We start from the raw sequence: 12,799 nt of genomic DNA, 5'->3' as shown, positions 1-12,799 counted from the left end.
AAAAAATTCAGCGGCGAGGCAATCCATTGAAGAAAAACTGCGCGAACAGCGCAAGCGGCGCGTCGCTGCGTTCGAGCTTCGCGCGCAGCACGGCGCCTTCCCAGCCGATCCAGAAGCACGCGGCCAGCTCGGCGGGGTCTGCCGACTCGGCGAGCTCGCCGGCTTGCTGGGCGGCGGTGAGGCACGCGGCCAGCCGGCGTTGCCAGTCCTCGAACGTCGCGCGCAGACGCGCACGGAAACTCTCCGGCAGTGCGCCCATTTCCTGGCCGAGGTTGCCGATCAGGCAGCCGCGGTTGTATGCATGGCGCGCCATGCCGTCGCGTGCATCGTCGACGAACGCGCGCACGCGTGCCAGCGGCGATGGCTCGGGCTGGCTGAAATGACGGTCCAGCTTGCGGGCGAAGAAGTCCGCGTAGCGATCGATCAGTTCGAGGCCGAACGCCTCCTTGCTGTCGAAGTAGTGATAGAACGAGCCCTTGGGCACGCCGGCGCGCCCGAGGATCTCGTCGAGCCCGGTGGCCGAAAAGCCCTTCTCGGTGAGCACTTCCAGCCCGGTGCGCAACAGCATGTCGCGCGTCGCGACGAGGTCTTCGTGCTGCTTCGGTGGCCTGCCGCGGCGGCGAGGCGGATCAGTTCGAACGTCCATGGGCGAATAATAGACCGTTCGTCTCAAAAATCAAGGGCTCGCTCTATTGCACGACCGACGACGTGCCGGATCGTCGGCGGGATGTCACCAGGCCACGGGTCGGGTAGCCGACCGCTTTCACGAAGGCATGGCTGTCAGTCATCGTTAACCGGGAAGCGACCCGTTATCGGGAATGCGCTTCCTCGGCCTCGTCATGATCGTCACGCTGAAACGTCGGATAACGAATCGATACGAGAATCTTCAAGCCTTCACGAAGGCCAGCAGATCCGCATTGAGCACATCGGCATTGACGGTCAGCATGCCGTGGCCGTAGCCCGGATAGGTCTTCAACGTGCCGTTTTTGAGCAGTTTGATTGCCTTCAGCGCAGCATTCTCATACGGGACGATCTGGTCGTCTTCGCCATGCAGCACAACCGTCGGCACGCTGATCGCCTTGAGATCGTCGGTCTGGTCCGTCTCGGAGAACGCCTTGATGCCCTCGAAATGCGCGTTGGCGCTGCCCATCATCGCCTGGCGCCACCAGTTCCGAATCACGCCTTGATCGATCTTCGCGCCGGCTCGATTGAATCCGTAAAACGGGCCGCTCGGCACATCGAGAAAGAACTGAGCGCGATTGGCCGCCGTGCCGGCCCGCAACCCGTCGAATACCTCGATCGGCACGCCGTCCGGGTTGGCCTGCGTCTTCAGCATCAGCGGGGTCACCGCGCTGACCAGTATCACTTTGGCGACACGCCCGGCCGGCTCGCCGTGCCTCGCGACATAGCGGGCGGCTTCGCCGCCGCCGGTGGAGTGACCGATATGGACTGCATCCCGAAGATCCAGCGCTTCGACCACGGCGAGCGCATCGGCCGCGTAATGGTTCATGTCGTGACCTTCGGCGACTTGCGCGGAGCGCCCATGTCCGCGCCGGTCGTGGGCAATGACGCGATACCCGTTCGACAGGAAAAACAACATCTGGGCATCCCAGTCATCCGACGAAAGCGGCCAGCCGTGATGGAAGACGATCGGCTGCGCGTCTTTCGGGCCCCAGTCCTTGTAAAAAATCTGGACGCCGTCTTGCGTGGTAACGAATGACATGATGGTTTTCCTTTCGTACGGTTGCAGGGAAGTAACGGTTGCTGCGAATGGAGCCGTCGCAACCTAGAGCGGTCGTTGTGTCGGCAATGCGGGATGCAGACGAAAAGAAGCTCGCGTGATGGGCGCGCACGGCAGCTCGGCTTCGCGATGGGTGGCGTCAAAAAAATGCGACCAAGGCCACGGCTTTCGCACGGTGATACCGACGAGGTGAATGTCGACATGCGCGGCACGATCGCCGCGGATACCACCGTGAGCATGAGATTCCGCGTCCGCGAGTGACCGTCAACGAACGCGGCCGGATCGACCAGTGCGTCGTTTCCGATGGCGCCGTTCGCTCTTGAGCCCCGTCACGCAGCGTGTCGTCAAGCCGACGTCGCGCCCGGGTAATCGACGTAACCGTCCGCGCCTTGCGTGAACCACGTTGTCGGGTCGTCCGACGCAAGCGGAATCGAATTGGCTAGACGGCGCGGGTAATCCGGATTCGAGATGAAAGGGCGCCCGAAAGCAACGGCATCGCCAATGCCGGCGTCGAGTTCAGCCTGGGCTCGGGCCGCGTCGAAATCCGAGTTGAGCACCAGCGGTCCTTTGAAAGCCGGGCGGATCCGCGCCGCGAGCGGATCGAGATAGCCGACGCCGAAACTGCCGTTCAGTGGCGGTTCACGCAGTTCCAGGAACGCGATCCCGACCGTGGATAGCGCCTCGGCGGCCGCGATGAACAGCGGCACCGGATCGCTATCACGCACGCCGAGGGTTTCGCCGTTGGGAGACAGGCGAACGCTGGTGCGATCGGCGCCCACGACCTCCGCGACAGCCTCGGTTACCTCGATCAGAAGCCGGAGCCGATTGGAGATCGAGCCGCCATACGCGTCGTCGCGGAAGTTGGCGCTGTCTCGCAGGAATTGATCGATCAGATAACCGTTCGACGCATGCAACTGCACGCCGTCGAAGCCGGCCTGCAGTGCGTTATGTGCAGCGGCGGCGAACTGTTCGATCACGGCGGGAATTTCGTGTGTCGCCAGTGCGCGCGCCGGCGCGTAGGACTGCTTTCCTTCATAAGTATGGGCATGGCCCGGTGCCGTCGTCATGGACGACGACACAGGCTGCGCGCCATCGAGAAAGCTCGGATGCACCACGCGGCCCATGTGCCACAGCTGGGCAATGATGCGGCCGCCCGCTTCGTGCACGGCGTCGGTCACTTTTCGCCAGCCGGCAACCTGGGCAGGCGTCCACAGGCCGGTCGCGTAGGGCCAGCCCAGCCCCTGCCGGGAAATGCCAATGGCCTCCGAGATGATGAGACCTGCGGATGCGCGTTGACTGTAATAGTCGGCCATCATCGCGGTGGGTACGTGCTCGCGTGTTCCCCGGGCACGTGTCATGGGCGCCATCAGGATACGGTTGGGCGCTTCGATCGCGCCCAGTCGAATGGGATCAAACAGCGTAGGCACCAAACCTCCTTCTTGTTCCTTGTCAGCGTGGAAATACCGGAAGCCTTGCAGGCCACATCACACGAGACGGGCGCCGCCGTCGATGTGGATCGTCTCGCCGTTCATGAAACCGTTGCTCATCAGGAACACCACCGCGGCGCCCACTTCGTCGGCGGTTCCCAAACGATGCAGCGGCAATTTTTCTTTCAATGCGTTCACGTACGCGTCGCGACCGTCGCCGAGCGTGCGGGCAAGCAGCGGCGTGTCGGTGGTGCCGGGCGAGACGGTGTTGACGCGGCGCGGCGCCAGTTCAAGCACCAAACCCCGGGCCAGCGCTTCCATCGCGGCGGACGCCGACGCAAGAATGGCCGTGCCGTAGGCATTGGGCCGGTCGGCCAGCACACCCGAAATGAACGTGATCGAGCCATCGGCGGCCAGGCGATCACCCAGCGTGCGCAACGTGTGCACGGCTGCCCACACACGTTCGTCGAACGCACGACGCAGATAGTCGACATCCGCTTCCAGCACCTTGCCTGCCACGAAGGTCCCGGCGAGGAGGACGAGATGGTCGACGTGTGCGATGTCGGCCAGCGCCGCGGTGAGGGTCTCCGGCTTGGTCACGTCGGCGGCGCGCCAACCCGCAAAACCATGCTCGGCGGCGACGCGTTCAGCGCCCTCCGCGTTGAAGCCGATCACGGTGACGTTCGCCCCGGCGGCCTTCGCTTGTTTGGCCGCGGAAAGGCCAATGCCGGAGGTTCCGCCAATGATGAGGACGGACTTGTTATCGAGTGAACGGGCAGCGAAATCGGTAGTCATGAAAGTAGGTCCTGTCGGCTGACGCAACCCAGTGCGGCGTCTTGGACAGCACTCTATACTTGCCAATTGATATTGATAATCAGCGCCAAACTCTCTTCAATCATTCCGCCATGGAACAAATCAGCCTGGACCGCCTGACGGGCCTCATTGCATTCAGCCGCGCGGCGTCGTTAGGGAGTTATTCGGCCGCCGCTCGGGCGCTTGGCGTCACACCGTCGGCCGTGAGCAAGAGCATCCAGCGTCTCGAGCAGCACTTCGAGCTGAAACTGTTCAACCGGACCACCCGATCGTTGACGCTGACCCAGGAGGGGCGCGAGCTGCATGAACGCACGTTGCGCCTGCTTGCGGAAATGGAGGCCATCGAGCAGGCCGCGGTCTCGGCGCGATCCGAGCCGGCCGGCATCCTGAAGGTGACCGCACCGCTCCCGATCGGGATTCATCTGATCGCGCCTGCGCTACCTGCGTTTCGGAAGCGTTTCCCTAAGCTGTCCATCGACCTGCGGCTGGGCGATCATTTCGTCGATCTGGTCGGTGAAGGCGTCGATGTGGCCATTCGAGTAGGAGATCTAAGCGGTTCTCGTCTGATCTCGCGCCAGCTTTCCCCTCACCATATCGGCGCGTACGCGTCCCCGGACTATCTGGCGAGGCGCGGTGTCCCCAAACACCCCGACGACCTCGTGGATCACGATTGCGTGAATTTCCGCTTCCAGAGTTCAGGACAGGTCTTTCGCTGGAATTTTGTCACCGGTGACGGATCGCTCGACCTGATACCGGACGCCGGCATCGTTGTCGATACCAGCGATGCCGTCGCCGCCGTGATGGTCGCGGGCGGAGGCGTCGGTATTACACCGGCCTATGTGGCCGCGTCCTACGTCAAGCGCGGGGAGCTGGTGCAGGTCCTCACCGAGTTCGTCGAACCGCGCTCCACGATCACGGCGCTGTGGCCGGAGAGCCGGCGCAGCAGCCCGAATGTCAAAGCATTCGTCGCACACCTGACGAAGGTGTTTGCTTCGTATGCGGCCGACAAGTGACGCTTGTCCGATGATGTTCGGGGGCTCGCCGCGGGAAGGCGGCGTGCCGGAAATCAGTGCGAGCCCCGCAGCGTTCAGCCTTCCCCGGATCATCAGCACTCGATCGCCACGGCGCTTTTCGACCGACTGAGCCTGATTTCTCCGAGGTACACGCTCTCGCCCAATTCGCACTCGCGCCACGCGGTGCCGAGCGCATGCCGGATTTTGACTTTGTAGGAGCCGCTGCCCTTGGCGAGGCCATCGAAGCGGAAATCGCCGAAACCGTCCGACACCGTTTCGGCGACCTGCAGATTAGCGTAGTACAACGCGACGACCGCGTCCGTGACGCACTCGACCGCGTCTCCTGCCTGGACACTGATACTTCCGCCGACGAAGCACGTTTCCCAGCGCTCGAGGCCGCTGTACCACACGCGGGGCTTCGTGCTCAGGTCGGGTCGCAATACCTTGAGTCCCTCCCGCCGGGCCTTCTCGGCCATCGCCGCATCATCGAGCTTGACCGTCTCGAAGACATCAGTGGGGCACGACTGCTGACAACGCGGGCGCGGCCAACCCTGGTCGAGCAAATGCGCATCGAAGATCCAGATCTGCGGCAGTTGCAACGCTTCGTTCCAGACGATTGCCTTGTAAGGGCAGGCCTTGACGATGTCCTTGCGGCCTCGTGCCTTGTCCGGATCGATGATGACGATGCCGTCGGCACGCTTGCGAACGGCGCCGCCGCCGGCACGCATGCAGGGCGCGTCGTCGCAGTGATTGCACAAGACCGGTAAATAAGTGGTCTGGACCATATGCGCGGCGCCCTGTACGCGACGCAGGATGCGGATCGGGCTCTCGGCGTTGGCCGAGGCCGGCGCGGCGTAGCCGGGAAAGTCGTTGCCGACGTGTTCGTCCCGCGCGGCGATCACGCAGTTCTGGCAGTTCTCGCAACGCCCGACCTTGATAATCAGGTTCCACTTGCTCATTTGAAACTCCTCACGCTGCGCGACCGAGCATGAACGCTTCGGCACCGCGCCATTTCTCGACCTGCACCAGGCAGGAATTCGGGCTCATGCTGCTGGTGCCGGCGGTCTGCGGCCGGTCAGGGGTGAGCATGTTCATGCAACCGCCAATCTCGACTTGCTCGCCGTCGATTTCGATCAACTGAAATTCGGCGCTCGCCTCGTAGGACTTCACCACGCCGGCGTTCACGAGCGGCGAGACATCGGCCGCACAGATCACGGCGCCGCGATCGTTGTGCACCTTGACGAGATCGCGATGGGCAATGCGTCGAGCGGCGGCGTCGGCCGGATTGAGCCTCAGCAGCCAGAAGCGGTGCCCCGCGATCAGCGCGCGATGATCGTCGATGCCGTTCACCGCGGAGTTCTTGCCGTCACAATGGGTATGAAAGCTGTAGCGGCTGTGGGTGGCGATCAATTGCAGCGGATAGCGCCGGGCCAGGTCCGAGCGCAGACCCTCCCAGGAGGGGATATATCGGTTGAGCGGCGGCCGCTCGGGATTGTCCGCCGTGTGCCGCTTCAGCAACTCGGGCACGAACTCCAGCTTGCCGCTTGGCGTTTGCAGGCCCTTGCCGAACTTTTCCGAGAACTGCGACGGCAGCGGATGGGGTTCCGGCAGGTCCTTCCTTCGGTCTTCCGCATACCAACGCATGTCCACGGGATGGCGAAGCTCGGGCTTTTCGGGCGGCACGACGAAATAGCCCTTGCGGCAGAATTCGCGCCACGAAATGTGACCGGGCAGATCCGACGAGTCGAACACGCGCTTGACCCAATCGAGATCGCTGCAGCCTTCGGTGAAGATGCCACCCAGGCCCAACCGGATCAGGATGGCGGTGAAGATGTCGTAGTCGGAGCGGGACTCGCCCAAAGGCTCGATGCACTTGTGCTGCATCGTCAGCATGCGATGGTTGACCGTGCCGTAGCCGTGGTGCGCGTAGCCGCCCGAATTCGCCCATTCCCCGATGTCCCAACGCTCCAGCGACGTGCACGCGGGCAGGATGATGTCGGCGAACTGTGCCTCGCCTTCCATCCAGATCGACTGATTGACCACGAACTCGATACTCGAGTGCCGGTAGGCCTCGGTCCAGCGTCCGGAATTCGTCACGGTACTGAACGACGATCCGCCATAGCGATAGATCATGTGGATCGGCGAATAGCCGGGCATCGGGTAGGTGAACGGCGCGAACTGCGCTTCCTGGGACATGCCGTCCCACAGATAACCGGTGGCATGACCGTTGAGAATCGCATCGGGCAGTTGCTGTCGCGGCACCATCTGCTTGACCGGATTCATGGTGAGGATGTGCGGCATGCGCTGGTAGTTGTCCACCGCGTTGGCGGTCCACGCCAGGTCGCCTGAAATGCCGCCGTCCGCGTAGCCGGGGAAGTAGAACTGGAGATCATGCGGGACGCCGATTTCGAGGCAGCCGAAATTCACCCCCGGCTTGCCCCAGCCCTGCATGGCCATCATCATGATCATGCAGCGCGCCCATTGCGCGCCGGTCGCCCCGCGGCCCGCGCCACCGAATCCCGCGCCAGTCATCCCGACGGCGAGATGAACCTTTTTGTTTCCCCACAGGCGCGCCAGCGCGCGGACGTCCTTGGCCGGCACGCCGGTCTCGCTCTCCTGCCACTCGGGCGTCTTGGGCGTACCGTCGGTTTCGCCCAGAAGGTAGGCTTTCCAATCGTCGAAACCGGTCGTGCGCGCCGCGACGTAATCCTTGTCGTACAGGCCCTCCACGGCCCATACGTACATGATCGCGGTAGCCAGCGCGGCATCGGTTTGCGGCCGCACCGGGATCCAGCGGCCGCCCAGCAGCTGCGCGGTCGGATTGCAGTGCGGGTCGATATGAACGAACTCGATACCGAGCTCCTTGGCCCACAGACGGCGTGGTGTTCCCTCGAATCCCGCGTAGGCGCCGTTGGTACTTTCGGGGTCGCAGGACCAGAAGACGATCATTTCGGCTTCCTTAAGAGCGTCCTCGAGGCCGCCATAGCCGGAGGGCACGCCGACGCGCATCGAGTTGCCGAAATGATGCATGGCGCCCCAGTACCAGCCTTCCCAGCTGTCCGGATTCGCGGCGACCCGCGTGAAGCCGATCAGGTTGGCGAAGCGCGTCAGCGCGCTGAGGTAGTAGCCCACGTTGCCCCACTGATGGTGAGACGACATCGGGAACGTGATGGAACCGGGGCCGTGAACGCGCTTCTGCCGGTTGATCTCCTTGGCGACGATGTCCAGGGCCTCGTCCCAGCTGATACGCACATAGCCGGACTTGCCGCGGTTCTGCGGATTGCGCTCGCCGTCGGGGTCGAAGTCGACCCGTTTCATCGGGTGAAGGATGCGCTTGTCGGAGTAGACCAGCGACTTGAGGGTCAACGCGTGCGGCGCGACCAAGCCACGCCGTGGCGGGCTGAAGCGGCGTCCACGTGCGTCGATCACCCAGCTTGACGCATCCGTATCGTCCAGCTCGATGGGGGTCACGCGGACGATGCGGCCATCCTTGACGTAGACGAACAGCGGCCCGCCATTGGTACAGGTGGTGTAGCGTCGGGTGCCGTCGCGCATGGGCGTGCCCATCGGCAGACCGACGGTGCGCATCATGCTCAGGGTTTGCATGAGCCAGACCAGCAGTTCGTCCTCGCCCTCCGCGACGACCTTGAAGTTCTTGGCGGCGTGGATGATTTCGCCCTGGTCCGGGCTGGGGGAAAGAAACTTCAGGGCGGTGGCGACATCCTTGAAGGCCATGCGCACGTCGGGCTGCGGGTGCTTGCCGGCGCGCGACCGAATGCGGCCATTCCTGAACTCGATGACGCGACCCATGCTTTGATCCATGAGCCCGATCCACGCGACGAGATTGCGCTCCTTGAGACGTTCCCGGTAGGCGGGGAAGCGGCGCGCCGTCAGGTCCAGAACCTTGGGCAATGCAAACAGAATGGTCTTGAGAACCTGTCGTTTCATCGTTCGATCCTATGTGTTGCTTTGATGCGGGGGGCTGGCATCCGGGCGTGCTCGTCAGAACGTATAGGCGACGTTCAGGAAAACGCTGACGGGATTGAGCCGGAGCGTCGATTTGGAAACGATCTGCGTCCCGGTCGCGGTCTGTCCGTATAACGTGAGGTGGGTCTTCACCGGCATGTAGCCGACGGAGGTTCCGACAGACCAGTGTCTGGTCACCGCGTAATTCGCCCCGATCTCGAACACGGGGTTCCACGAAGCGCTGAGCGTCGCGCGCGCCGAGCCGCCCGGCCCGAAGCTGTCGGAGACGAACCGGCTGTTGGTGGCTCGAACCTGGGTGAACCACGTATAGTTCGCGCCAATGCCCAGGAACGGCCGGAATTTCGATGTGGCAGAAAACAGGTGGTATCGAAGTTCGATCGCCGGCGGCATCGGCCTTGTCGTGCCGAGCGTGCCGTACTTCTGCAACGTCCCGTCGCCAATCAGATTGACCTTCAGCGGCATGCCAAAAAGCATCGCGACGCCGAAGTTGTCGGTGACGTAGTACTCGTTGGTAATGCCGAGCGTATCCGTCGAACTGGCATGGGCGCTGCTACCGGTCAGTTCGTGATTCACCGTGACGCCGCCGACACTTTGCACGACCAGGGGCGTTGCGTTGCCCTGAGGGGCGATGTGTAGCCATCCTACCGATGTCGTGATGCTTCCGGCCGACTGGGCCTGCGCATCGTCGCCAAGAAAAGCCGAGCCGATACAAACCGCCATGCCTGCGAAACGCGTCGTTCGCCTGAAATTCATCTTGTGTCTCCTCTGTCTCGATCCGTCTCATGAATAACAAATAATTTGGATACCTGATTGAATGCGGCGATCTGCTTCCGAAGTTGGTGCGATCCAGGCTAGCCGCGCGCCTCCATCGCCGCGGATCTGTCGCTGTGGGTCAGGATGACCGTGTTGGCTGCGCGGCGATCGAGATCGAGAACGCAAACGGAAAACGCCCCAGCACCACGCGTGCCGCAGGCTCGAGCCCGGGGTCGCTCAGCTCGACCGACACAGACATTCCGCCCGATTGCTCGGTCGTGACGTCGATCGATGCACCGGGGGCGCCGCCCTGGGCCAATGCCGCGCGCAGCGCGTCACGCGTCTCGCGGCGCTTGAGTTCCGGTTTGAAGATCTTGCCGACGCCCGTGAGCGGGATAGCGTCTACGATTCGGACGTGCTTGGGCAGTGCGGCGCGCTCAGCGATCTCCTGTTGCATGAACGCCGTCAGATCGTGCTCGGTCGCGCTCATCCCCGGCTTGAGCTGCACATACGCGACCGGCAGCTCACCGGCATGCGCATCGGGACGCCCGATTGCCGCGGCGAGCTGGACCGCCGGATGTCGATGAAGCGGCTCCTCGATCGCCGCAGGGTCGATGTTGTGCCCGCCGCGAATGATCAGTTCCTTCTTGCGGCCGGTCAGCCAAAAGTAACCGTCGACGTCGCAGCGGCCGAGGTCGCCGGTGTTGAGCCAGCGCTTGCCGTCGCCGAGATCGAGCCACAGCGCGCTGTTCTGATCGGCACGCAGGTAGCCGTTGAAAACGTTCGGCCCGGAGATGACGAGCAGCCCCTCTTCGTTCACCGCGCAATCGCGTAGATACCGTCCCGCGTCGTCCACGACGACGGCTTTCATCGCCTGGAAGGGGATGCGAAGCCCGATCGATCCCAGCCGGCGCTCGCCGGTCGGCGGGTTGACGCTGCTCACGCAGGTTCCCTCGGTCAGACCGTAGCCTTCGAGAATCCGGATGCCGGTTTTTTCCTGGAAGGCCCTGAAGACGCCGACCGGCATCGGCGCCGCACCGCACAGGCCGTATTCGAGCGAGTCGATAGCGTGACCGTCGACAGGAATGTCGAGCAGCGACGCGTAAAGTGTCGGGACGCCGCTGAAGAAATTGATGTGATGATGTTCGACGATTTCCCAGAAGCGTTTGACGACACCGTCACCTCGGTAGCCTTGCGGTGTGCCGAGCACGACATGGGCGCCGCGGGAAAAAGGCAGCAGGCCGGTCACCATCGCGGCATTGACGTGAAAGAGCGGCAATCCGCAGAAGGTCGTTTTGCCGGGGCCGATGCTGTCGCCGAAGAACCGGCCGGCGCTCCATGCATTCGCCACTTCATTGCCGTGGCTGCGCATCGCGATTTTCGGCAACCCCGTGGTGCCCCCGGTACAGAAGAACGACGACATGTCGCCCGGTTGAATGCGGCGCACGTTGTCGAGCGCCGTACCGGATTCCCGCGCCATTTCCGTCCCGAAGTCGTGGATCTGGATAGGCGCGGGCACCGCGTCGCGCAAACCATCGTCGCCGTGCAGCGTATGGCACGCGTCACGCTGGAGCATGCGGGCCGCTGCTTGCGCGGTGCCCCGCACACGATCGGCCGGATCGACCAGCACGAGATGCCGCAGCGACTCGACCTGGTGAAGGATCGCCGCGACTTTCTGCCAGAGATCGGTGCCGGGAAATGGCGCGAGCGTCACGAGTACGCTGGCGCCGGCCGATTTGAGCAGATTGCCGATCGCTTCGCCTTCGAGCAACGGATTGATCGCACATACGATGCCGGCCGCCTGCCCGCCCCAGAGCACGAAATGCGTTTCGGGAAGATTGGGCAGCACATAGGCGATCACCGAGCTCGAGCGCACGCCGAGGCGCGTGAACAGGTTGGCCGTGCGCGTGATGTCACGAACCAGCTCGCGATAGGTCCAGCGCTCGGCGTCGCGATGCGCGTCGGCGGTCAGAAAAAAGGACAGCGCGGGGGCGGACGGATCGATGGCCGCGCCGGCGCAAATCATCTCGTAGGTGCTGGCAGGGAGATCCGGCGGAAGGCCCTGCGCTTCGATCGCCAGCACGTCGTACCGGGTCGCGATGCCGTTCATGCTGCTTCGTCCACGATCTTGTTACGCTGCACGCCCAGATCGATCGTTCCGTCGCGGCTCGCGATCCGGGCTTCGACGATATCTCCGGCCTTCAGGTACTGCGCGCGTCCCGCCTGCACCTTCATGAACATCTTCCACTTGAAGGATTCGGGAAAGAGCGCCACGGCCCGCTGCTTGAGCGGCGACGGGATGCTGAGTGCGCAGCCGGCCGGTGTGCCGGTCGCGAGCAGGTCGCCGGCGCGAAGGTCGTGCACGCCCGACAACTCGGTCAACGTTTCCGCCGGACCATAGACGAGGTTCGAGGTCGAGTCCCGCTGACGCACCGCGCCGTTGACGGTCAACGTCAGGTCGAGCGCCTTCAGCTTCGGGAAGTCACGCCGCTCGAGCAGGCACAGATAGGGGCCGACCGGGCCAAACGTCCGGAAACTCTTGCCCTTGTAGAACTGCATCTGCGGGATCTGGACATCGCGCGCGGAATAGTCGTTGACGATCACGGTGCCGGCGACGTAGTCGTGCAGGTTCTCGTCCGTGATCTGCCGGTGGGACGTGATGTCGCGTTTGAGGATGAGGCCGAGCTCGATTTCGTAGTCGAGAAACCGGACGTGTCGCGGTTTCACCACCGGTGAGTCGGCGGCGACGATGCAACTCGTCGCCTTCGTGAAGATCATGTTGAACTTTTTCGCGTCCGGATCCATGCCCGATTCGATCATGTGCTGACGATAATTCGCGCCCTGGCAAACGAATTGCTGGTTGGCTGTCACCGGCGGCAGCCACTCCACCTCGGTCTCGGGAATCGTCGCTCCGTCGAGCGCGGTGAGTCGTTCGACCGGATTCGCCGCGAGAAAGCTCGCGGTGGTTTCGAAGTCGCCGGGAATCGGCGTGACGGCGCCGTTGGCGGCCACCCCCCATTGGGCGCGGCCGTTGTGCCGGAAGTGCAGGACAAGCAGTGACATGG

At 63.4% G+C, this 12,799-nt stretch carries 11 protein-coding genes; 2 read left to right on the top strand and 9 right to left on the bottom strand.

What is annotated here, in order from left to right; all coding sequences use genetic code 11:
* Window positions 1-7: 7 nt before the first annotated feature.
* Window positions 8-646: a TetR/AcrR family transcriptional regulator gene (locus tag ACP26O_RS21525; RefSeq protein ID WP_175656692.1), complete on the bottom strand. Its 639-nt coding sequence runs from the start codon at window positions 644-646 to the stop codon at window positions 8-10.
* A 240-nt stretch (window positions 647-886) separates the two neighbouring features.
* The gene (locus tag ACP26O_RS21520; protein WP_175664208.1) at window positions 887-1,723 is read right to left on the bottom strand and encodes an alpha/beta fold hydrolase; all 837 of its coding nucleotides are present in this window, start codon (window positions 1,721-1,723) and stop codon (window positions 887-889) included.
* Window positions 1,724-1,816: 93 nt separating this feature from the next.
* Between ACP26O_RS21520 and ACP26O_RS21515 the strand changes: the two genes are divergently transcribed.
* On the top strand, window positions 1,817-2,002 hold the full coding sequence (locus ACP26O_RS21515; protein ID WP_175664207.1) for a hypothetical protein: 186 nt from the start codon (window positions 1,817-1,819) through the stop codon (window positions 2,000-2,002).
* Window positions 2,003-2,085: 83 nt separating this feature from the next.
* Here ACP26O_RS21515 and ACP26O_RS21510 read toward each other — a convergent pair whose 3' ends face one another.
* Together ACP26O_RS21510 and ACP26O_RS21505 are read right to left on the bottom strand one after the other, a co-directional pair.
* The gene (locus ACP26O_RS21510) at window positions 2,086-3,168 is read right to left on the bottom strand and encodes an alkene reductase (protein ID WP_175664206.1); all 1,083 of its coding nucleotides are present in this window, start codon (window positions 3,166-3,168) and stop codon (window positions 2,086-2,088) included.
* Between the two features lie 57 nt (window positions 3,169-3,225).
* On the bottom strand, window positions 3,226-3,963 hold the full coding sequence (locus ACP26O_RS21505) for an SDR family oxidoreductase (protein WP_166721295.1): 738 nt from the start codon (window positions 3,961-3,963) through the stop codon (window positions 3,226-3,228).
* A gap of 110 nt (window positions 3,964-4,073) precedes the next feature.
* On the opposite strand from ACP26O_RS21505, the gene ACP26O_RS21500 reads away from it, so the two are divergent.
* On the top strand, window positions 4,074-4,994 hold the full coding sequence (locus tag ACP26O_RS21500; protein WP_175664486.1) for a LysR substrate-binding domain-containing protein: 921 nt from the start codon (window positions 4,074-4,076) through the stop codon (window positions 4,992-4,994).
* Between the two features lie 92 nt (window positions 4,995-5,086).
* Here the strand turns inward: ACP26O_RS21500 and ACP26O_RS21495 are convergent, their stop codons facing one another.
* The 5 genes from ACP26O_RS21495 to ACP26O_RS21475 form a co-directional block, all read right to left on the bottom strand.
* The gene (locus ACP26O_RS21495; RefSeq protein ID WP_175664205.1) at window positions 5,087-5,953 is read right to left on the bottom strand and encodes a 4Fe-4S dicluster domain-containing protein; all 867 of its coding nucleotides are present in this window, start codon (window positions 5,951-5,953) and stop codon (window positions 5,087-5,089) included.
* A gap of 10 nt (window positions 5,954-5,963) precedes the next feature.
* A complete protein-coding gene (locus ACP26O_RS21490) occupies window positions 5,964-8,942 on the bottom strand; it encodes a molybdopterin-dependent oxidoreductase (RefSeq protein WP_175664204.1) in 2,979 nt (992 codons plus the stop codon).
* 54 nt (window positions 8,943-8,996) lie between these two features.
* The gene (locus tag ACP26O_RS21485; RefSeq protein ID WP_175664203.1) at window positions 8,997-9,734 is read right to left on the bottom strand and encodes an OmpW/AlkL family protein; all 738 of its coding nucleotides are present in this window, start codon (window positions 9,732-9,734) and stop codon (window positions 8,997-8,999) included.
* Between the two features lie 139 nt (window positions 9,735-9,873).
* A complete protein-coding gene (locus ACP26O_RS21480) occupies window positions 9,874-11,844 on the bottom strand; it encodes an acyl-CoA synthetase (protein ID WP_175664202.1) in 1,971 nt (656 codons plus the stop codon).
* Window positions 11,841-12,797 (bottom strand): fumarylacetoacetate hydrolase family protein, encoded by a 957-nt coding sequence (locus ACP26O_RS21475; protein WP_175664201.1) that lies wholly within the window; start codon window positions 12,795-12,797, stop codon window positions 11,841-11,843. Before ACP26O_RS21475 ends, ACP26O_RS21480 begins: the two co-directional genes overlap by 4 nt.
* Window positions 12,798-12,799: the final 2 nt, after the last annotated feature.

It is taken from the genome of Burkholderia sp. R-40, from assembly GCF_049942845.1.
In the GTDB taxonomy this organism is placed as follows: Bacteria; Pseudomonadota; Gammaproteobacteria; order Burkholderiales; family Burkholderiaceae; genus Burkholderia; species Burkholderia ambifaria.
Note: the sequence above shows the minus strand (reverse complement) of the source record. Positions and strands in the feature narration are given on the sequence as shown.

What these genes read in the sequence shown, in the direction of transcription:
- ACP26O_RS21495 (WP_175664205.1), bottom strand. Translation starts at nt 5,953, where the DNA reads ATGAGCAAGTGGAACCTGATTATCAAGGTCGGGCGTTGCGAGAACTGC.
- ACP26O_RS21490 (WP_175664204.1), bottom strand. Translation starts at nt 8,942, where the DNA reads ATGAAACGACAGGTTCTCAAGACCATTCTGTTTGCATTGCCCAAGGTT.
- ACP26O_RS21525 (WP_175656692.1), bottom strand. Translation starts at nt 646, where the DNA reads ATGGACGTTCGAACTGATCCGCCTCGCCGCCGCGGCAGGCCACCGAAG.
- ACP26O_RS21485 (WP_175664203.1), bottom strand. Translation starts at nt 9,734, where the DNA reads ATGAATTTCAGGCGAACGACGCGTTTCGCAGGCATGGCGGTTTGTATC.
- ACP26O_RS21480 (WP_175664202.1), bottom strand. Translation starts at nt 11,844, where the DNA reads ATGAACGGCATCGCGACCCGGTACGACGTGCTGGCGATCGAAGCGCAG.
- ACP26O_RS21515 (WP_175664207.1), top strand. Translation starts at nt 1,817, where the DNA reads ATGCAGACGAAAAGAAGCTCGCGTGATGGGCGCGCACGGCAGCTCGGC.
- ACP26O_RS21520 (WP_175664208.1), bottom strand. Translation starts at nt 1,723, where the DNA reads ATGTCATTCGTTACCACGCAAGACGGCGTCCAGATTTTTTACAAGGAC.
- ACP26O_RS21505 (WP_166721295.1), bottom strand. Translation starts at nt 3,963, where the DNA reads ATGACTACCGATTTCGCTGCCCGTTCACTCGATAACAAGTCCGTCCTC.
- ACP26O_RS21500 (WP_175664486.1), top strand. Translation starts at nt 4,074, where the DNA reads ATGGAACAAATCAGCCTGGACCGCCTGACGGGCCTCATTGCATTCAGC.
- ACP26O_RS21475 (WP_175664201.1), bottom strand. Translation starts at nt 12,797, where the DNA reads ATGTCACTGCTTGTCCTGCACTTCCGGCACAACGGCCGCGCCCAATGG.